This is a genomic window from Streptomyces sp. NPDC006602, assembly GCF_042870385.1.
Classification (GTDB): domain Bacteria; phylum Actinomycetota; class Actinomycetes; order Streptomycetales; family Streptomycetaceae; genus Streptomyces.
This window is the reverse complement of record NZ_JBIAHG010000027.1, coordinates 38,767-56,539: the sequence shown is the minus strand read 5'-3', so window position 1 is coordinate 56,539 and position 17,773 is coordinate 38,767. Positions and strand designations below refer to the sequence as shown.

16 protein-coding genes and 1 pseudogene are annotated in these 17,773 nt (G+C 71.3%); 6 read left to right on the top strand and 11 right to left on the bottom strand.

Annotated features, from left to right (window positions below):
* Positions 1 to 4 precede the first annotated feature (4 nt).
* Positions 5 to 1,003: an anion permease gene (locus tag ACFYO2_RS38835; RefSeq protein ID WP_388359188.1), complete on the top strand. Its 999-nt coding sequence runs from the start codon at positions 5 to 7 to the stop codon at positions 1,001 to 1,003.
* 393 nt (positions 1,004 to 1,396) lie between these two features.
* On the opposite strand, the gene pstB is transcribed toward ACFYO2_RS38835, so the two are convergent.
* From pstB to ACFYO2_RS38780, 11 genes are all read right to left on the bottom strand, one after another.
* Positions 1,397 to 2,173: a phosphate ABC transporter ATP-binding protein PstB gene (gene pstB, locus ACFYO2_RS38830; RefSeq protein WP_388359186.1), complete on the bottom strand. Its 777-nt coding sequence runs from the start codon at positions 2,171 to 2,173 to the stop codon at positions 1,397 to 1,399.
* A gap of 40 nt (positions 2,174 to 2,213) precedes the next feature.
* Complete coding sequence (pstA, locus tag ACFYO2_RS38825) at positions 2,214 to 3,272, bottom strand: phosphate ABC transporter permease PstA (protein WP_388359184.1); 1,059 nt, start codon at positions 3,270 to 3,272, stop codon at positions 2,214 to 2,216.
* Positions 3,269 to 4,276 (bottom strand): phosphate ABC transporter permease subunit PstC, encoded by a 1,008-nt coding sequence (pstC, locus tag ACFYO2_RS38820; RefSeq protein WP_388359182.1) that lies wholly within the window; start codon positions 4,274 to 4,276, stop codon positions 3,269 to 3,271. The genes pstA and pstC overlap by 4 nt, the downstream gene beginning before the upstream one ends.
* Positions 4,277 to 4,417: 141 nt before the next feature.
* Positions 4,418 to 5,542 (bottom strand): phosphate ABC transporter substrate-binding protein PstS, encoded by a 1,125-nt coding sequence (gene pstS, locus ACFYO2_RS38815; protein WP_388359179.1) that lies wholly within the window; start codon positions 5,540 to 5,542, stop codon positions 4,418 to 4,420.
* 282 nt (positions 5,543 to 5,824) lie between these two features.
* On the bottom strand, positions 5,825 to 6,256 hold the full coding sequence (locus tag ACFYO2_RS38810) for an NUDIX hydrolase (RefSeq protein ID WP_388359177.1): 432 nt from the start codon (positions 6,254 to 6,256) through the stop codon (positions 5,825 to 5,827).
* A 37-nt stretch (positions 6,257 to 6,293) separates the two neighbouring features.
* Positions 6,294 to 7,496, bottom strand: coding sequence for a CHAD domain-containing protein (locus ACFYO2_RS38805; protein WP_388359176.1), 1,203 nt, complete (start codon positions 7,494 to 7,496; stop codon positions 6,294 to 6,296).
* Complete coding sequence (locus ACFYO2_RS38800) at positions 7,477 to 9,843, bottom strand: RNA degradosome polyphosphate kinase (RefSeq protein ID WP_388359173.1); 2,367 nt, start codon at positions 9,841 to 9,843, stop codon at positions 7,477 to 7,479. The genes ACFYO2_RS38805 and ACFYO2_RS38800 overlap by 20 nt, the downstream gene beginning before the upstream one ends.
* A 162-nt stretch (positions 9,844 to 10,005) precedes the next feature.
* Positions 10,006 to 10,836, bottom strand: a complete 831-nt coding sequence (locus tag ACFYO2_RS38795; protein WP_388359171.1) for a hypothetical protein — start codon at positions 10,834 to 10,836, stop codon at positions 10,006 to 10,008.
* The gene (locus ACFYO2_RS38790) at positions 10,833 to 11,846 is read right to left on the bottom strand and encodes an ABC transporter permease (RefSeq protein ID WP_388359168.1); all 1,014 of its coding nucleotides are present in this window, start codon (positions 11,844 to 11,846) and stop codon (positions 10,833 to 10,835) included. The genes ACFYO2_RS38795 and ACFYO2_RS38790 overlap by 4 nt, the downstream gene beginning before the upstream one ends.
* A complete protein-coding gene (locus ACFYO2_RS38785; protein WP_388359166.1) occupies positions 11,843 to 12,742 on the bottom strand; it encodes an ABC transporter ATP-binding protein in 900 nt (299 codons plus the stop codon). The genes ACFYO2_RS38790 and ACFYO2_RS38785 overlap by 4 nt, the downstream gene beginning before the upstream one ends.
* Positions 12,739 to 13,125, bottom strand: coding sequence for a GntR family transcriptional regulator (locus ACFYO2_RS38780; RefSeq protein ID WP_388359257.1), 387 nt, complete (start codon positions 13,123 to 13,125; stop codon positions 12,739 to 12,741). Before ACFYO2_RS38780 ends, ACFYO2_RS38785 begins: the two co-directional genes overlap by 4 nt.
* A 112-nt stretch (positions 13,126 to 13,237) precedes the next feature.
* Between ACFYO2_RS38780 and ACFYO2_RS38775 the strand changes: the two genes are divergently transcribed.
* The 5 genes and pseudogenes from ACFYO2_RS38775 to ACFYO2_RS38755 all read left to right on the top strand — a co-directional run bounded on the left by ACFYO2_RS38775 (position 13,238) and on the right by ACFYO2_RS38755 (position 17,769).
* Entirely contained in the window at positions 13,238 to 13,780 is a 543-nt protein-coding gene (locus tag ACFYO2_RS38775; RefSeq protein ID WP_307675783.1) for an RNA polymerase sigma factor, read from the top strand.
* A 31-nt stretch (positions 13,781 to 13,811) separates the two neighbouring features.
* On the top strand, positions 13,812 to 14,648 hold the full coding sequence (locus tag ACFYO2_RS38770; protein ID WP_388359163.1) for a zf-HC2 domain-containing protein: 837 nt from the start codon (positions 13,812 to 13,814) through the stop codon (positions 14,646 to 14,648).
* Positions 14,645 to 15,508: an ABC transporter ATP-binding protein gene (locus ACFYO2_RS38765; protein WP_388359160.1), complete on the top strand. Its 864-nt coding sequence runs from the start codon at positions 14,645 to 14,647 to the stop codon at positions 15,506 to 15,508. Before ACFYO2_RS38770 ends, ACFYO2_RS38765 begins: the two co-directional genes overlap by 4 nt.
* Positions 15,505 to 17,029: pseudogene (locus ACFYO2_RS38760) on the top strand (ABC transporter permease). The gene ACFYO2_RS38765 and the pseudogene ACFYO2_RS38760 overlap by 4 nt, the downstream one beginning before the upstream one ends.
* A 77-nt stretch (positions 17,030 to 17,106) precedes the next feature.
* On the top strand, positions 17,107 to 17,769 hold the full coding sequence (locus tag ACFYO2_RS38755; protein ID WP_388359158.1) for an ABC transporter: 663 nt from the start codon (positions 17,107 to 17,109) through the stop codon (positions 17,767 to 17,769).
* The last annotated feature ends 4 nt before the right edge of the window (positions 17,770 to 17,773 follow it).

The window sequence follows — 17,773 nt, the reverse complement described above, 5'->3', positions numbered from 1 at the left end:
CTCCATGGACACCTTTGCGTTGATCGTGACCATCGGGGTCGCGCTCGGATTCACGTACACCAACGGCTTTCACGACTCGGCGAACGCGATCGCCACGTCCGTCTCCACGCGCGCGCTGACGCCTCGCGCCGCGCTGGCGATGGCCGCGGTGATGAACCTCGCCGGTGCGTTCCTGGGCAGCGGGGTCGCGCACACCGTCAGCAAGGGGCTGATCGAGACGCCCCAGGGCGACAAGGGGATGGGGATCCTCTTCGCGGCGCTGATCGGGGCGATCGTCTGGAACCTCGTCACCTGGTACTTCGGGCTGCCGTCGTCCTCGTCGCACGCGCTGTTCGGCGGCATGGTGGGGGCGGCGCTCGCGGGCGGGACGGACGTCATCTGGTCCGGTGTCCTGGAGAAGATCGTCATCCCGATGTTCATCTCGCCGGTCGTCGGTCTGATCGCCGGCTATCTGGTGATGTGCGCGATCATGTGGCTGTTCCGCAGGTCCAATCCGCACAAGGCCAAGCGGGGTTTTCGTATAGCTCAGACCGTGTCGGCGGCCGGTATGGCGCTCGGGCATGGTCTTCAGGACGCGCAGAAGACCATGGGCATCGTGGTGATGGCGCTGGTCATCGGTGACGTCCAGGGGGCGGACGCCCCGATCCCGGTGTGGGTGAAGATCGCCTGTGCCGTGATGCTGTCGCTGGGGACGTACGCGGGCGGCTGGCGGATCATGCGGACGCTGGGCCGGAAGATCATCGAGCTTGATCCGCCGCAGGGGTTCGCCGCGGAGACGACCGGTGCGTCGATCATGTTCGTCACGGCGTTCATCTTCAAGGCGCCGATCTCCACGACACACGTCATCACGTCAGCGATCATGGGTGTGGGCGCGACGAAGAGGGTGAACGCCGTGCGGTGGGGCGTCGCCAAGAACATCGTCCTTGGCTGGTTCATCACGATGCCGGCGGCGGGGGCCGTGGCCGCGGTGAGCTTCTGGATCGTGAACCTCGCGTTCCTGTAGGAGCCGGTCGCTCGGCTCGGCGCCCGGCGCCGGTGTGCCCGTCCCTGGGGGCTCCGCCCCCAGACCCCCGGCCTGTGCCCACCCACCACCCGTCTCGGTCGGTCGAGAGGTGGGGCTCGCCCGATCGCACCCGGCGCCGCAAGGTGCACGCTCCCGCAGGCGCGTACGGCGGGAAGGGGGCGTGTCGGAGGTGGTGTTCGCCCGCAGGGTTGGCGCGTCAACGCCGGTGCGTTGGTGAGGGACCGATTTCGCGCCGTTCCGAGGACGGACACCCCCCGACGCGCCCCCGACCCACAACGACGACGGGCCCGCCCCCCCGTAAAACCAGGGGGCGGGCCCTCTTCGTCCTCGCGGTGGCACCGCCATGCAGCACCGCGAGGGGTTCAGGGGGGATCAGCCGAAGCGGCCCGAGATGTAGTCCTCGGTGGCCTGGACCGACGGGTTGGAGAAGATGCGCTCCGTGTCGTCTATCTCGACCAGTTTGCCGGGCTGGCCGACCGCCGACAGGTTGAAGAAGGCCGTACGGTCGGAGACCCGCGCCGCCTGCTGCATGTTGTGCGTGACGATGACGATCGTGAAGCGTTCCTTCAGCTCGCCGATCAGGTCCTCGATGGCGAGGGTCGAGATCGGGTCCAGGGCCGAGCACGGCTCGTCCATCAGCAGCACGTTCGGCTCCACCGCGATCGCCCGCGCGATGCACAGCCGCTGCTGCTGCCCGCCCGACAGGCCCGAACCGGGCTTGTTGAGGCGGTCCTTGACCTCGTTCCAGAGGTTCGCGCCCTTCAGGGACTTCTCGACGATGTCCTGAAGTTCGCTCTTCTTGTAGTTGCCGTTCAGGCGCAGACCCGCCGCCACGTTGTCGAAGATCGACATCGTGGGGAAGGGGTTGGGACGCTGGAACACCATGCCGACCTCGCGGCGCACCGACACCGGGTCGATGCCGTGGCCGTACAGGTCCTCGTCGTCCAGCAGGACCTTGCCCTCGACGCGGCCACCGGGGGTGACCTCGTGCATACGGTTCAGGGTGCGCAGGAACGTCGACTTGCCGCAGCCGGACGGGCCGATGAAGGCCGTCACCGAGCGCGGCTCGACCGTCATCGAGATGTCCTCGATCGCCTTGTGGGCGCTGTAGTAGGCGGTGAGCCCGCTTACGTCGATTCGCTTGGCCATGTCTCTACTTCACTTCCGGATCAGTCGCCGTATGGCCGCGTCAGCGACCGGTCTTCGGGGCCTTCCAGCGGGCGATGCCGCGGGCTCCCAGGTTGAGGATCATCACGAAGGCGATCAGCGTCAGCGACGCCGCCCAGGCGCGGTCGTACGCCGCTCCCGAGCCCGCGCTGTTCGCGTACTGCTGGTAGATGTACAGCGGCAGCGACGCCTGCGCACCCTCGAAGGGGTTGGAGTTGATGAACGGGTTGCCCCACACCAGGAGCAGTACGGGAGCCGTCTCGCCCGCGATACGGGCGATCGCCAGCATGATGCCGGTGGTGATGCCGCCGATGGAGGTCGGCAGGACCACCTTCAGGATGGTGCGCCACTTCGGGACGCCGAGCGCCAGGGAGGCCTCGCGCAGCTCGTTCGGGACGAGCTTGAGCATCTCCTCCGTGGAGCGGACGACGACCGGCATCATCAGGATCGCGAGCGCGAGCGAGCCGGCGAAGCCGAAGGGCTCGAGGTCGAACATCAGCATCAGGCTGAGGATGAACAGGCCGGCGACGATCGACGGGATACCGGTCATCACGTCGACGAAGAAGGTGATGGCCCGGGAGAGGTTGCCGCGCCCGTACTCGACCAGGTAGATCGCGGTGAGCACGCCGATCGGCGCACCGATCAGCGTGGCGAGGCCGACCTGCTCCAGGCTGCCGAGGATGGCGGCGTAGATGCCGCCGCCCGGCTCGGTGTCGGCGACGACACCCATGGAGTGGGTCAGGAAGTAGACGTCGAGGACCTTCACGCCGCGCGCGACGGTCACCCAGACCAGGGAGACCAGCGGGATCACGGCGAGCAGGAAGGCCACCCAGACCAGCGAGGTCGCGAGGCGGTCCTTGGCCTGGCGGACGCCCTCGACGCGGGCGGCGATGACGTACGAACCGATGATGAAGACGATCGCGGCGATCAGGCCCCACTGGATGCGGCTGTCGAGGCCGGCGGCCAGGCCGACGCCGACCGCGACGGCGACGGAGCCGGCGGCGATCGCGTACGGGGACCACTTCGGGAGGCGGGAGCCCTGCAGGGTGCTGGCGCGGTTTTCGGCGAGTGCGGTGCTCATGCGTTGGCCCCCGAGTACTCCTTGCGGCGAGCGATGATCGCGCGGGCGGCGCCGTTGACCACCAGGGTGATGACGAACAGAACGAGGCCGGAGGCGATGAGCGCGTCCCGGCCCTGCTCGGTGGCCTCACCGAACTTGCTGGCGATGTTCTGGGCGAAGGTGCCGCCGCCCGGGTCGAGCAGGCTGGTCTGGATGGTGAAGGTCGGGGAGAGCACGGTGGCGACGGCCATCGTCTCGCCGAGGGCGCGGCCGAGGCCGAGCATCGAGGCGGAGATCACGCCGGAGCGGCCGAAGGGCAGGACGGCCATGCGGATGACCTCCCAGCGGGTGGCGCCGAGGGCGAGGGCCGCCTCCTCGATCATCAGCGGAGCCTGGCGGAAGACCTCGCGGCTCACGTTGGTCACGATCGGCAGGATCATGATCGCGAGCAGGATGCCGACCGTGAGCATCGACCGGGGGGCGCCGCCCTCCCAGGAGAAGATGCCGGTCCAGCCGAGGTAGGTGTCCAGCCAGCCGAAGAGGCCGTTCATGTGCGGTACGAGGATCAGCGCGCCCCACAGGCCGTACACGATGGACGGTACGGCGGCGAGCAGGTCGATCACGTAGGCGATGGGACCGCTCAGCCTGCGCGGGGCGTAGTGCGAGAGGAACAGCGCGATGGCGACGGCGATCGGGACCGCGATGACCATGGCGATGATCGAGGAGACCACCGTGCCGAAGGCCAGGACCGCGATGCCGAACTTCGGCGGGATGGCGGTGGCGTTCCACTCGAAGGCGGTGAGGAAGTTGGCCTCGTCCTTGCTGATCGCGAGGGAGGCGCGGTAGGTGAGGAAGACCGCGATCGCGGCCATGATCACCAACAGCAGGATGCCCGATCCGCGGGAGAGACCGAGGAAGATCCGGTCGCCGGGTCGGGTGGCGCCACGGGCCGCGCGCTTCTGTTCGGTCGCGGTCGGTGGCTCAGTGGGGGGAGGAGCTTGGGTGTTCTTTGTCGTTATGTCCATCGGGTTCTCCGGTCTGCGGGCCGTACGCGCCGTACGGCCCTGTGGAGCCGTACGCGATGTGCGGGTGGCTCCTGGCGGCGGTGCACCGGACGGTGCGGTCCGGTCCGGGGTTTTCGGGCCCCGGGCCGGACCGCACTCGGATCAGCTCAGGCTCTCGATGGTGGTGCGAACCTTGGCGATGATGTCGTCGGGGATGGGGGCGTAGTCGTTCTCCGCGAGGATCTTCTGACCGTCCTCGGAGGCGATGTAGCGCAGGAACGCCTTGGTGGCGGGCAGGGTGTCGGCCTTGTTGCCCTTGTCGCAGACGATCTCGTACGTGACGAGGACCATCGGGTAGGCGCCGTCGGCCTTGGTCGCGTAGTTCAGCTGCAGCGCGAGGTCCTTGCCGGTGCCGATGACCTTGGCGTCCGCGATCGCCTTGGTGGCGTTGTCGATGGTGGCCTCGACCGGGGCGGAGGCGCCGGTGTCGAGGGCGACCGTGTTGATGCCGTCCTTGGCGTACGACAGCTCGAAGTAGCCGATGGCGCCGTTGGTCTGCTTCACCTGCTGGGCAACACCGGAGGACTGCGGAGCGGACTGGCCGCCCTTGGCCTGCCAGGCCTTGCCGCCCTCGTAGGGGAAGTCGCTCTTGGCGGTGGCGATCAGGTACTTGGTGAAGTTGTCCGTGGTGCCGGACTCGTCCGAGCGGTGGAACGCCTGGATCTTGAGGTTGGGCAGTTCGACGCCCGGGTTCAGCTTCTTGATCGCCTCGTCGTTCCAGTTGGTGATCTCGTTGTTGAAGATCTTGGCGAGGGTAGGAGCGTCCAGGGTGAGCTTGTCGACACCGGACACGTTGAAGCCGACCGCGATCGGGCCGCCGACCATCGGGAGGTCGATGCCCTGGCCGCCGGAGCAGACCTCCTTGGAGGCGGTGACCTCTTCGGGCTTCAGGGCGGAGTCGGAACCGGCGAAGGGGACCTGGCCCTGGGTGAACGCGGTGACGCCGGCGCCCGAGCCGCCGCCCTTGTAGTTGATCTGCACGCCACAGGCGGCGGAGAACTGCTTGACCCAGGCGTCGATCGCGTTCTTCTGCGCGGAGGAGCCGTCGGCGAGGAGCTGACCCTTGGCATCGTCACACTTGATGTTGCCGGCCGCCGCGGTCGACGAGGCGCTGCTGTCCCCGCCGTTGCCGGTGTCGTCGGAGCCGCACGCCGTGAGGGCCAGGGCGCCGGAGACGGCGAGAGCACCGAGGGTGAGGGCCCGCCGGTTCATGCGCTGAAGCTTCACTTGAGGGAGTTCCTTCCAGGAGCCGCCGTCCTGAACCGGCGGCGTGCGAAGTCCGTGTGATGCGGCCGCGTGTTCGAGGCCTTTTTGCGTGCATCTGTACTGTTACGTCTTCTACGTCTTCGTGGTGGGTCCGCGAAGTCCGGTCCGCACCGCGTAAGGCCGAAATTAGGCAGAACAGGTGAAGGCACCGAAGGCCGTGAATGAACGGGGGGTGAACCCTGATGGGCGGTGCGGTGAGGTCACGGAACGCTTACATCGAGGACACGGGGTGATTCCGGCCGACTACGTCAGCCGGAGCGCCTGGAGCAGGGCGTCGACAAGGGTGCGATCCCTCGGTTGGGTCAGGCGGTTCCGGGCGGCCGTCGGGGGGAGCCAGAGGATGCGGTCGACCTCGTCGTTCGGGGTGAAGGCGCCGGTCGTGGCCTCGGCCGCCCAGTAGCGGACCGCCTTGGGGCGGCCGTTCGCCAGGTAGCGGACGGTGGGCAGCCGGGTGCCGGGCGCGGCCCGGTGGCCCGTCTCCTCCTCGACCTCGCGCAGGGCGCCGGCCAGGTGGTTCTCGCCGGGTTTCAGCTTGCCCTTCGGGTGCGACCAGTCGTCGTACTTCGGCCGGTGGACGAGGCAGACCTCCAGCTCGCCGTCGACCGGGGAGCGGCGCCACAAGACGCAGCCGGCGGCCTGGACGGGGGGCTCCTCGGCTTCGTTGGCTCGGGGCATCGGTGTCACCGCCTCCATGGCGCGGATCGATGAAGGGTCAGGGCGTGCCGACCGCCTGCTTCTGCCACGACTGCTGGAACGCGAAGCGGGCCGCCTCCACCTCGTGCCGCTGGTCGGCGTGGAGTACGCCGAGGGCGTAGGCCGTCGCCGGGGCGATACGGGGGGTACGGGCCGCGTGGGCCGCCGCTGCCGCCGCCTCCGAGGCGTCGCGGTGGCGGTCCAGGGCCTGGCCGGCGGTGAGCAGCCGGCCGTCGATGGGCGTTCCCCCACTCTCGGCTGCGCTCGAGCGAGAGGTGTCCCCATCGCCGTCGAGGACCTCGCGGGCGTAGCGGTGCAGGCGCAGGAGGAGGCGGACCTGGTGCCAGGGGGCGTCCTGGGGGTGCGGGGACGGGTCCGGGGAGAGGCCGTGGATCAGGGCCTCCGCGTTGTAGGGGCTGCCGGCGGTGACGAGGGGGAGGGCCGTGATCGCGTCCGTGAGGCGTTCCTCGGCGGCGGCCGCGAAGGGGTGCAGGTCGGTGGTGGCGGTGGTGGTGGTGAGGGGGACCTCGCTGGCGAGTAAGGCGATGCTGTCGGCGACCGCGTGGAAGCGGGAGGAGCCGAGGGCCTGGAGGGCGGTGCTGTGGGCTCGGGTGCGGGCGAGGGTGAGCTGGCGCTCGAGCAGGGCGCCTGCCTTTGCCGCGCCCACGGTGAGGTTGCCGCGGTCGGGTGCGGGCAGGTTGGTCGGCGGCCCGGCGTTTTGGTGTGCCGCTGCGCCCACCCGTGCCGCCCCAGCGGCACGACTGCCCGCGGCTGCGTCGGCACGACTGCCCGCAGTTCCGGAGGAAGCCGTGCCGGCGACTGCGCTCGCCGACTGGGTCGGGAACACCGCGCCCGACAGCCGGTGCAGGGCGAGCAGCAGGCGTTCGAGGCGGGCGCCGTACGCGTGTTCCATCGCCAACGTGCCTGACAGCCAGGCCAGTTCGGGGCGCATCGCGTCCGACCATTCGGCGTCGAGGAGGGGCCGGAAGGTGTGCAGGCTGCCGCTGATGCGGCGGACCGAGCGGCGTAGGGCCCGGGCCGCGTCGACGGAGTCCTCGGCGCCGTTCGCGCCGGCTGTCGTGCCGCCGGTTTCACGGTGCAGCCGTAGCGCGCGGAGGAACTCCGTGGCCTGGGCCCGCAGGTAGCCGGCGAGGGCGTCCCCGGTCACCGGGCCGACGTGCCTGGGCCGGGGGTCCGTCGGGTCAAGGTGTTGCTGTGCCACGCCGGCGCCTCCGGGCGTCTATGAGCGTCTCCTGGACGTTGCGCAGGGGCTGGCCGTCCTGGTCCGTCGCGTGCCGGGTCCACTCGCCGTCCGGGCCGAGGTGCCAGGAGGCGGTGGTGTCGGACATGCCGGTCTCCAACAGCCGGTTGAGGGCGGCGCGGTGGGCCGTGTCGGTGACCCTCACCAGTGCCTCGATACGGCGGTCGAGATTGCGGTGCATCATGTCGGCGCTGCCGATCCACACCTCGGGCTCGCCGCCGTTGCCGAAGCCGAACACCCGGGAGTGTTCGAGGAAGCGGCCGAGGATCGAGCGGACCCGGATGTTCTCGGACAGGCCCGCGACGCCGGGGCGGACCGCGCAGATGCCGCGCACCCACACGTCGCAGGGCACGCCTGCCTGGGACGCGCGGTACATGGCGTCGATGATCGCCTCGTCCACCATTGAGTTGACCTTGATGCGGACGAAGGCGGGGCGTCCGGCGCGGTGGTGCTGGACTTCCTTGTTGATCCGCGCGATCAGGCCGTCCCGGAGGGACTTGGGGGCGACGAGGAGGCGACGGTAGGTTTCGCGGCGGGAGTAGCCGGAGAGGCGGTTGAAGAGGTCGGAGAGGTCCGCGCCGACCTGCGGGTCCGCCGTCAGCAGGCCCAGGTCCTCGTACAGCCTCGCCGTCTTCGGGTGGTAGTTGCCCGTGCCGACGTGGCTGTAGCGCCGTAGCGTGTCGCCTTCCTGACGGACCACCAGGGACAGCTTGCAGTGGGTCTTCAGGCCGACGAGGCCGTAGACGACATGGCAGCCCGCCTCCTCCAGCTTGCGCGCCCACTTGATGTTGGCGTGCTCGTCGAAGCGGGCCTTGATCTCCACCAGGACGAGGACCTGCTTGCCGGCCTCGGCGGCGTCGATGAGCGCGTCGACTATGGGGGAGTCGCCCGAGGTGCGGTACAGCGTCTGCTTGATGGCGAGGACGTCCGGGTCGTCGGCCGCCTGTTGCAGGAACGCCTGGACCGACGTGGAGAAGGAGTCGTACGGGTGGTGCAGCAGCACGTCCCGGGTGCGCAGGGCGGCGAAGATGTCGGGCGCGGACGCCGACTCGACCTCGGCCAGGTCGCGGTGGACGCCGGCGATGAACTTCTTGTACTTCAGTTCGGGCCGGTCGATGGAGGCGATGCGGAAGAGGCCGGTGAGGTCCAGGGGACCGGGGAGGGGGTAGACCTCCGCCTCGCTGATCTTCAGCTCGCGGACGAGGAGGTCGAGGACCTCGCGGTCGATGGACTCCTCCACCTCCAGGCGCACCGGCGGCCCGAAGCGGCGCCGCATGAGCTCCTTCTCCAGGGCCTGGAGGAGGTTCTCGGCGTCGTCCTCCTCGACCTCCAGGTCCTCGTTGCGGGTGAGGCGGAAGGCGTGGTGCTCCAGGACCTCCATGCCCGGGAACAGCTCCTCCAGGTGGGCGGCGATGACGTCCTCGATGGGGACGTAGCGGCCCGGGGAGCTCTCCAGGAAGCGGGACAGCAGCGGCGGCACCTTGACGCGGGCGAAGTGGCGGTGGCCGGTGACCGGGTTGCGGACGATGACGGCCAGGTTCAGCGACAGGCCGGAGATGTACGGGAAGGGGTGCGCCGGGTCGACCGCCAGCGGGGTCAGCACCGGGAAGATCTGGTGGCGGAAGAGGGTGAACAGGCGGGCTTGTTCCTTCTCCTCGAGTTCGTTCCAGCGGACCAGGTGGATGCCCTCCTCGGCGAGGGCGGGGGCGACGTCCTCGTGGTAGCAGGCGGCGTGCCGGGCCATGAGTTCGCGCGAGCGGGCCCAGATCATCTCCAGGACCTCGCGCGGCTGGAGGCCGGACGCGGACCGGGTGGCGACACCGGTGGCGATACGGCGCTTGAGACCGGCCACCCGGACCATGAAGAACTCGTCCAGGTTGCTGGCGAAGATCGCGAGGAAGTTGGCGCGTTCGAGGAGGGGGGTGTTCGGGTCCTCGGCGAGTTCGAGGACGCGCTCGTTGAACGCGAGCCAGCTGCGCTCCCGGTCGAGGAAACGCCCCTGGGGCAGTTGCGGACCGTCGAACGGCGCCTCTTCGTACGCGTCGAGATCGGCGTCGATGTCGGGTTCCAGGTCGGAGACGGCCGCCGACACGGTGTGCGGGCGGTGCGCGGCTATGGAACCCACGGAGGGCTGCGCGTGCTGGACCGTGGCCTGGGTGTCTGACTGGCTCATGGACCCATTCTTCCGCGTCACGAGCGATACGGGCGCGTCGGACAGCGCGGGAGGGAGCGTGGCGGCACGGCCGGCGTCCCCGTTCCCTGCGGATCCCTCGGGGGGCGGCGAAGGCTCTGGCACGACGGGCTTCATTCAGTGAGCTTCGCAAGCCCGTCTGAACCAATGGTTACGGCGACATGGCGTGTGGGACACCGGGGAGCAGCTCGCGGGCGTTCACGTGCGGCGACGCGTGCCTCGACCGTACGTCCCTCCGCCCGTGGAGGGACGTACGGCCCGTTGGACGTACGGCCGGTTTCAGCTGGTGCGGCGGCGCAGCAGCCGGAAGGCGGCGAGCGTGGCCGCGGCGGTGACGGTGAGCAGGATGCCGGTCTCGACGAGGTGCATGGGCCAGAAGTGGGAGGGAGGGTGGTAGACCCCCGTGTCCGCCTGCCACCAGTCGTTCGGCACCTCCGACCGGCCGGCGGACGCCCGTGTCACCGTCGGCCAGAAGTCCTCGCGGTACCGCTCCAGGACCTGGTTGATCAGCACCATCACGGCGACGGTGACGCCGAGCGCGGGCAGTGAGCGGCGCAGCAGGAGCGCGGTGAGCGCGCCGACCGCGAGGGCGCACAGGCCGTACGCCACCACCGCGGGGCCGTGGGCGGCGAACACGTCGGGGAAGGTCCAGTCGTCGCCCATCAGGTCGCGGTTCGCCGACCAGGCCCACCGGTAGACGGGGACGAAGACCGCGCCGCCGAGGACGATCAGCAGTGCGGGCAGCGCGAGTGTGACGGCCAGCCAGCGGGTCGGCGTCACGCCCTGCGTCCAGGCGAGCTGCGCGGTGCCGCTCTCCAGCTCGCGGCCGATCAGTGAGCCGCCCGCCCACGCGGCGACGGCCCAGAAGCTGTAGTAGACGAGCGTGCTGATCCAGCCCGTCGGCTCGCTGTAGTCGAGGCTGGCCCAGACCGAGGCGCAGATGCCGGTGTTCCTGGGGCAGCTGTTCACCGCGGCGCGCGCCGCGGCCGCGGTGATCTCGTTCAGCCACACCAGCCAGGCGACGGCGGCGAGGATGAAGACCACCCACACGATCGCCGCCGTGCGGTGCAGGCGCAGCACCGTGCGCGGCAGACCTCCGACAGTGGTCATACGACGGCCCCCTTGCGGTCGGCGGTCCGGTGCCGCAGCACGCGGAACGCGAGGACGGTCAGCAGGGCGGCGACGGCGAACAGGACGCCGGTCGCCATGAGCATCAGGGGCAAGTAGTGGGACTGGGGGTGGTAGTCCTTGTAGAAGCTGACGGCGTCGAGGCGGTCGAAGAGCGTGCCGCACGCGGGGTCGATGCTGCTGCCGCAGTACCGGGGGATGTCGAGGCGGTCGCCGTCGGCGGTGAGCAGGCCCTCCGCGACGGTGATACCGGAGCCCTTCGGGCCGTCCCGCAGACTGCTGACGTGGGTGACCGTGGGCCAGAGGTGGGGCATGGCCAGGAAGGTCCCGATCCACAGGACGCCCGTGACGCAGGCCGACCCGACCAGTGCGGCGAGGGAGCGGCGCAACAGCAGGCCCAGCAGGGCGCCGGCGGCCAGGCCCGCCAGGGCGAGGGCGACGAGGACCGGTCCACCCCCGTAAAGGGTCTCGAAGCTGTACCAGGACTTGGCGTTGTCGACGCGGCCCCGGCCCGCCGACCACGCCAGGTGGTTCAGCAGGACCAGCAGGGACGTTCCGGCCGTGACCAGGGCTCCCGGGAGGGCGAGCTTGGCGGCGAGCCAGCGGGTCGGGGAGACGCCCTGGGTCCAGGCGAGCTGTGCGGTGCCGGTCTCCAGTTCGCGGCCGATCAGCGAGGCGCCCGACCAGACGGCGACCAGGAACGGCACCGCGAGGACGGCGGAGCTCGTGTACAGCAAGACGTCCTTGTAGAGGAGGATCGCGTCCTGGTCGTACGCGCACGCCTCCATTGCGCAGGCGTTGTACTGCTTCCAGGCAGCCGCCGACGCGTCGGTGAGCGGGCCCCCGAGCCACAGCAGCAGGGCGGCGAGTACGACGACCAGGCCCGCCCAGGCGTACAGGGCCGGGCGGTGCAGGCGCAGCAGCCAGCGGAGTTGGCGCGGGGGCGACGCGGAGGCGGAGGGGGCCGGCGCGGCGACGGTCAGGGCGCTCACGCGGCGTTCTCCTCGGGCTTGTCGGTGTCGACCGGGGTCAGGTTCGGCGCCTCGGGGCTGCGCAGATGGGCGAGGACCAGCTCCTCGAGGGAGAGGCGGCCGCCCGTGCGCCAGTCGCCGGGGAGCGGGCCCGCCGGGCGGATCAGCGCGGTGAGCTGGCGGCCGGTGGTGCGGGACTCGACGACGGTGTGCGGGGCGAGGTCGGTCTCCGCGGGGGCCGACACGCGCGCGTGGGCGGCGAGCAGGTCGTCGATCTCACCGGACAGGCGGACCCGGCCGCCGCCGATCAGCAGGAGGTGGTCGCACGAGTCCTCCAGTTCGGCGACGACGTGCGAGGACATCACGATGGTGGTGCCGTGCTCGGCGGCCCGTGCCATCAGGACGCCCATCAGTTCGTGCCGGGCCAGCGGGTCGAGGTCGGCCATCGGCTCGTCCAGGAGCAGCAGTTCGGGCCGCTTGGCGAGGGCGAGGGCGAGGGCGACGCGGGTGCGCTGGCCGCCGGAGAGGGTGCGGATGCGGGACTTGGGGTTCAGCTCGCCGTCGGCCACGATCCGCTCGGCGGCGGGCGCGTCCCAGCGGCCGGGGTTGAGGTCGGCACCCATGCGCAGCGTCTCGGCGACGCTGAGTTGCGGGTACAGCGGCTTGTCCTGGCCGACGAAGCCCACGCGTGCGCGTGCCTGGCCCGGGGTCGTCCCGAGGACGGTGACCGTGCCCTCGCTGGGGGCCAGCAGGCCGGCGGCGAGGGCGAGCAGGGTGGACTTGCCCGCCCCGTTGGGGCCGACGACGGCGCAGACTCGGCCGGCCGGCAGCCGGAAGGTGCACTCGCGCAGCGCCCAGCCTCCTCGGCGGCCGAAGCGCTTGCCGAGCGCGGCCGCGGCTATCGCCGTGTCGGTCATGAGGGGTCTCCTTGGAAGTGTTTCTCGAGTACGGCGGTGAACAGCGCGGCCACGTCTTCGCGGGCCAGCCCGGCCTCGCGGGCCCTGGCCGTCCAGGTGTCCAGCTCGCCGTGCAGGGGGGAGTCGGCCGGTGCGGTGCCCAGCGTGCGCCGGACGAAGGTGCCCAGGCCCCGCCGCGCCTCGACCAGGCCCTCCCGCTCCAGCTCGCGGTAGGCCTTGAGCACGGTGTTCGGGTTGATGGCGGTGGCTTCGACGACCTCGCGGGCCGTCGGCAGCTTGTCGCCGGGTTCGAGGAGGCCGAGGCGGAGCGCCTGCTTGGTCTGATGGACGATCTGGACGTAGGTGGCCACGCCGCTGTGCCGGTCGATGCGGTACTCGACCACGCGTTCCACCACCCTTTCACTAGTTGAGTAGTGAAAGGGTGGTGGAAGCGGTGTCGGAAAGTCAAGCGTGATGTGTGTGAACCGATCGAGCGGGCTCGTCCGATGAGGAGACGTGAGCGAAACGAGAAGCGACGGGGAGCTGCTGCGGGCCATCGCGGCGGACGGGGACCGGCGCGCCTTCGAAGAGCTGTACCGGCGCTTCGCGCCGTGGCTCACCGCACGCCTGCGCGGCCGGTGCTCGGACACGGGGGTCGTCGACGACGTCGTACAGGAGACGTTCCTCGCGGTGTGGCGGGGAACCGCCCGCTACCGCGAGGAGGGGGATGTCGCCGGCTGGCTGTGGCGCATCGGCTCGCGGCGGCTGGTCGACGCGCTGCGCGGCGACGGGGCGCGCGGGCGGCTGCGGCAGGCGCTGGCACGGCTGCGGCACCGGGACGAGGCGTCCGCGGAGGAACGCGTGCTCGCGGGGGTGGAGCACGGGGACCTCGCGGGCGCCCTGGTGAGCCTCTCACCGGAGTTGCGCGCCGTGCTCCAGGCGACGGTCATCGACGGCCTGACCACCCGGGAGGCGGCCGTCCTCCTCGGCATCCCGCCGGGCACGGTCAAGACGCGGGCGATGCGGGCCCGGAAGCAGTTGCGGGAGGCGCTGGCATGAGTACGTATCCACGAGCGCGGGAGGTGGCGGCATGACCTGGCATGTGTCCGAGGAGGATCTGCGGGCCTACGCCCAGGGCGAGTTGGCGCCCCCTGTCCTGTGGTCCGCCGACGCGCATCTCACCGCCTGTGCGCGGTGCCGGGGGGTGCTGGCCGACGTCAGCGATCCCGTCGCCCTCGACGCGGCGTGGGAGCGCCTCGACGCCGAACTCGACGCGCCCCGTCCGGGCCTGTTCGAGTCGCTGCTGATCCGGATCGGGGTCGCCGACCACACCGCCCGGCTGCTCGCGGCCACGCCGGTGCTGCGCGGCTCGTGGCTCGGTTCCGTCGTCGCCGTCCTCGTGATGACCGTCGTCATGGCCAATTCGAGGCCCGACGCCGGCACGCTCACGCTGTTCCTCGCGCTCGCACCGCTGCTGCCGCTCGCCGGGGTCGCGCTGTCGTACGGGCCCGCGCTGGACCCGACGTACGAGATGGCCGTCGTCTCGCCGACGCACGGCTTCCGGCTGCTGATGATCCGCACGGTCGCCGTACTGGTCGCCGGACTCGGCCTCAACGGACTCGCCACGCTCGCGCTCCCCGAGTACGGCCTGCGCGCCCTCGCCTGGCTGCTGCCGGCCCTCGCCCTCACCGCGACCGGGCTGGCGCTCACACCACGACTCGGGCCGGTGTTCGCGCCGGCCCTGGTCGGCGGTTCCTGGGTCGCGCTGCTGCTGACGGCGCACGCGCAGCGGACGGCCGACGGCGATCCGCTCGCACCGTTCACCGCGGCCGGGCAGGGCGTGGCCGCGGCGGTCGCCGCGCTCGCCGTCGGGCTGCTCTTCCTTCTTCGTGACCGCTTCGACCTCTTCAACGGGAGTTCCGTATGACCCCCACCGTCTCCGCCTCCGGGCTGAGCCTTCGCTACGGCGGTACCCGCGCCCTCGACGACGTGTCGCTGCGGCTGACCCGGGGCGTCACCGGACTGCTCGGGCCCAACGGGGCCGGAAAGACGACCCTGTTGCGGGTGCTGGCGACGGCCGTGCCGCCGGACCAGGGGGCGTTCACCGTCCTCGGGAACGACCCGGACACCTCGCGCGGGCGACAGGAAGTGCGGCGCTCGCTGGGCTATCTGCCCCAGACCCCCGGCTTCCACCCGGACTTCACAGCCTTCGAGTTCGTCGACTACGTGGCGATCCTCAAGGAGCTCACCGACCGGGGCGCACGCCACCGGGAGGTCCGGCGGGTGCTGGAGGAGGTCGATCTGGGCGACCTACGCGGCAGGCGCATCAAGAAGCTGTCCGGCGGCATGCGGCAGCGGGTCGCGCTGGCGGCCGCCCTGGTCGGCGACCCCGGCTTCCTCGTCCTCGACGAACCGACCGTCGGCCTCGACCCTGAACAGCGCATGCGCTTCCGGGAGTTGATCGCACAGGCGGGAGAGGGGCGGACGGTGCTGCTGTCCACGCACCAGACGGAGGACGTGGCGATGCTCTGCAACCGGGTCGTCGTACTCGCCGCCGGCCAGGTCCGTTTCGACGGCACCCCCGCCGAGCTCACCGCTCGGGCCGCCGGCCAGGTGTGGCGCAGCACGGACCGCGACCCCGGCGCGCTGGCCGGCTGGCGCACCGGCACCGGCTCCTTCCGCAACGTCGGCGATCCGCCGCCCGGCGCCGACCTCCTGGAACCCACCCTGGAGGACGGCTACCTGCTCACGCTCGACGGCGCGGGCGCGGAGGTGGCGGCAGCGTGAACACGGTCATGGAACCGACGGCCCCGCCCGTCGTGCACAGCGAGCCGCGCCGGCCCTGGGCGGCCGTGTTCGTCCTCGCCCGCTTCGAGGCCCGCGACCTCCTGCGGTACATCCCGGTCCTGGTCACCCTCCTCGTGTACGTCGGCTACACCCTCTGGGGGCTGCTGTCCGGACGCGAGGGCATGGACGCCTTCCCGGCGCTCCAGGACGTCGACCGGGACACGCAGGGCGCGCCCTTCCTCCTCGGCATCGCCCTGCTCGTCTGCGTCAACCGGGCCGCGCTGCGCTCCCGCCGGCGCGGCACCGACCGGCACTTCGACGTGCTGGTGATGGAGCCGTGGCGGCGTACGGTCGCGCACGTCCTGTCGGTCGTGCCGTTCGCCGTGCTCACCGCACTGGTCGTACTGGGCGAGTTCACCTGGCAGGCGCTCAGGCCGGGCGCGGTGGGCCACGGCTCGGTGGCCGAACTCGCCGTCGGGCCCCTCTACGTGATGTTGTGCGGCGCCCTCGGGGTGCTGTTCGCCCGTCTGATACCGACCGTGTTCGCCGCGCCGATCCTGGTGCTCGGCCTGTTCACCGTCGCCACGTTCGTCTCGGCCGGCACGAGCGAGGCCGAGTGGAGCCGCTGGCTGTCGCCGGTCGTCGGCGAGAACGGCGGCGAGACACTGCCGTCCGACCTGATCGGGCGGCCCGCCGCCTGGCACGCCCTCTATCTGATCGGGCTCGTCCTGCTGGCGGCAACGGCTTCCGTGCTGGCCGGGGGCGGCCGGACCTGGCCTGTCAAGGCAGGCCTCGCGGGCGCCCTCGCCCTGACGCTGACCGGCGCGATCGCACAGTCCGGGGGCGTCTCGGCGGAGCTGACCGCGGCCCGCGAGCGGGCCACCTCGACCCCGGAGAAGGAGCAGTCGTGCACCCGGCACGATGCCTCGACGTACTGCGCGTTCCCGGAGTGGACCGGCCGGACCGGCACCTGGGCGGGAGTCGTCGACCGCGTCCAGGCCCTCGCGACCGGTCCGGCGGCCAAGGAGCCGTTGCTCGTACGACAGCGGATCGACGCCACCTACGGCCTCAGCGCTGACACGACACTCGAATCGCTGACCGCTCCTCACCAGGTCACCGTCGGCACCCGCTGGGGCGGCAACCGCGTCCCCGAGTTCGCGGCCGCCGTCGCCTCCGTGCTGGTCGCGGGCGACGAGGCGAAGGGCGGCGAACTGTGCGACGGACGCATGGTGACGGTGATGTGGCTGGCCCTGGGCGGCGCCGCCGACCCGATGACCGACCTCCGGAACGTCCGCCTCGATGACAGCCTCAGCGGCTCGGCGATCGTCCTGACCCCCACCAACCCGCTGTCCATGTCCGCCGGACAGACCTCGGTGGTGGTGGAACTGCTCAGGCGTCGAGGTCACAGCGGCCGTGAAGGAGCACTGGGAGGAGCTGACGGCGCCGGGGGTGACCACGGCTCAGGTGGCTCGGGTGCTGGGGGCCGAGGTGCCCAAGGGCGGCGACGAGTGTCAGGAGTGAGGGGGCGTGGCGGTGCGGGGCTCGAGGCAGGGGGCTTGGCGATGAAGGGCCTTGACGGGGACCGTCCGGTGCGGGGCGTGAGCCGGGACTTGGTGTGGGGTGTCCGGCGTACCGTCCCCTGGCGGGCGCTTGGCTCCGGGGCCGTCATAGGGCTGCTGGTCGTCGGGCTGCCGCGGCTGTCCGACAGTCCGCCGGACCCGTGGCTGGCACTCAATCTGCTGCGGGCCGCCGCCCTCGCCTTCGCCCTCGGCCTGGCGTTCCTCCTGGACGACCCCGCCCGGCACCTCACCGTGCCCGTCACCACCCGGCGCTGGGTGCGGACGGGGCTGCGAGTGGCGTGGGTCGCGCCGGTCGCGGTGCTGTGGTGGACGGCCGCACTGACCCTCATACCGGAGGAGGTTCGGCCCCCGGTCGGCGCCCTCACCCTGGAGGCCGGCGCGACCGCCGCCCTCGCACTGGCCGCCGCCGCGACGGCCGTGCGCTTCGCGAGCGAGCCCGAGCCGGGCCCGTCCGTCGCGGCCGCCGTCCTGACCACGGCGCTTCTGGCCGCGCTGCTGCTTCCGGCACGCTGGTCCCTGTTCGTACCGACCGACGACCCGCGGTGGGACGCCGCCCACGATCGCTGGGCGGTGGTGCTGACGGCGGCGGTGCTGGTGTGGGGGGCGTGCGGGCCGGAGCCGGTGCGGCGGGGGCACCTGCTGCGACGCCGGTCCCCCGTGGCCGGGCCGACGGGCGGGTGAGGGC

What these genes read in the sequence shown, in the direction of transcription:
- ACFYO2_RS38835 (WP_388359188.1), top strand. Translation starts at nt 5, where the DNA reads ATGGACACCTTTGCGTTGATCGTGACCATCGGGGTCGCGCTCGGATTC.
- pstB (WP_388359186.1), bottom strand. Translation starts at nt 2,173, where the DNA reads ATGGCCAAGCGAATCGACGTAAGCGGGCTCACCGCCTACTACAGCGCC.
- pstA (WP_388359184.1), bottom strand. Translation starts at nt 3,272, where the DNA reads ATGAGCACCGCACTCGCCGAAAACCGCGCCAGCACCCTGCAGGGCTCC.
- pstC (WP_388359182.1), bottom strand. Translation starts at nt 4,276, where the DNA reads ATGGACATAACGACAAAGAACACCCAAGCTCCTCCCCCCACTGAGCCA.
- ACFYO2_RS38810 (WP_388359177.1), bottom strand. Translation starts at nt 6,256, where the DNA reads ATGCCCCGAGCCAACGAAGCCGAGGAGCCCCCCGTCCAGGCCGCCGGC.
- ACFYO2_RS38800 (WP_388359173.1), bottom strand. Translation starts at nt 9,843, where the DNA reads ATGAAGCCCGTCGTGCCAGAGCCTTCGCCGCCCCCCGAGGGATCCGCA.
- ACFYO2_RS38795 (WP_388359171.1), bottom strand. Translation starts at nt 10,836, where the DNA reads ATGACCACTGTCGGAGGTCTGCCGCGCACGGTGCTGCGCCTGCACCGC.
- ACFYO2_RS38785 (WP_388359166.1), bottom strand. Translation starts at nt 12,742, where the DNA reads ATGACCGACACGGCGATAGCCGCGGCCGCGCTCGGCAAGCGCTTCGGC.
- ACFYO2_RS38770 (WP_388359163.1), top strand. Translation starts at nt 13,812, where the DNA reads ATGACCTGGCATGTGTCCGAGGAGGATCTGCGGGCCTACGCCCAGGGC.
- ACFYO2_RS38765 (WP_388359160.1), top strand. Translation starts at nt 14,645, where the DNA reads ATGACCCCCACCGTCTCCGCCTCCGGGCTGAGCCTTCGCTACGGCGGT.